This window comes from Pseudomonas sp. TJI-51 (assembly GCF_000190455.2).
Classification (GTDB): domain Bacteria; phylum Pseudomonadota; class Gammaproteobacteria; order Pseudomonadales; family Pseudomonadaceae; genus Aquipseudomonas; species Aquipseudomonas juntendi.
Genome location: NZ_AEWE02000095.1, coordinates 1 through 986, shown reverse-complemented (window position 1 = coordinate 986; position 986 = coordinate 1). Strand labels below are relative to the sequence as shown.

General features: G+C 62.5%; 1 protein-coding gene. It reads right to left on the bottom strand.

Annotated features, from left to right (window positions below):
• Positions 1 to 733, bottom strand: a 733-nt coding sequence (locus G1E_RS29735) for a Cache 3/Cache 2 fusion domain-containing protein (protein ID WP_047150048.1), incomplete at its 3' end; no start/stop codon positions are given.
• Positions 734 to 986: the final 253 nt, after the last annotated feature.

Genomic DNA, 986 nt, shown 5'->3' with positions numbered 1-986 from the left:
TGGCTGGTGGCACCAGCCACTGGCCGTTCTCGTCCTGCAGGGCCAGCGAACCGGTCTGGCCAATGCGGAAACGCTTGAGGTTGGCAAACTGGGTGTTCTGCGCATCGGTGTAGTCGAAGCCAACGAACAATACGGCAATTACCCGGCCGTTGCCGTCACTTACCGGCACATAGCGGGTCATGTAGTTACGCTCGAACAACACGGCGCGGCCAACGTACATCTGCCCGGCCAGCAACTTGCGGTAGGCCGGGTGCTGACGGTCGAGCTGAGTGCCGATGGCGCGGCTGCCGTCCTGCTTCTTCAGGTTGGTGCTGATGCGCACGAAGTCTTCGCCACTGCGCACGAACAGCGTGGCGATGCCAGCGGTCATCTGCTGGAATTCGTCAACCTGCTGAAAATCGTTGTTCAGCAAATGATCACCCAGGTACAGCGCCGGTGTTGCCTGCCCGGCGACCTGCACCGTTTCACCGGCATGCAGCGACAGGCCCGAGGCGAAGCGGCGCTCGAACAACCCGCTGAGGCGCTGGGTATTGTCCTTGAGCGAACTGTGGAAGGTTTCGAGCTGGTCGGCCAGCAGGCGCGCTTCACTGCCCAGGTGCGCCTGGCGTGTGGCGAGGTTGGCATCGTCCAGCGAACGCAGGGCAAACAGGGTACTGCCGGAAATCACCAGCGCCAGCACGATGGCGAGGGCGACACCGAGCTGCGAGGCTATGCGGGCACGGGGTTGAGACATGTGAAGCTCCTGGCAAGAGGCCGGGATCGTCCTGATCACACTGACCGCCCGCTTTCTATCGACGGGAAGTGCGCCCTCTTCCGGGACGCTGGTGCCAGTGAATCGGCGTCGCGGGCGAATACTTGAGTGTCGGGCCGGGATATTCGCAAACGTTTTCTACAGCCTGTTGCGGCCCTGTCGTCGGCAAGCCGGGCCCCACACGTGCAGCACAGGTCTTGAGCGCATCGCTACCGGTGTGGGAGATTCTATGGTT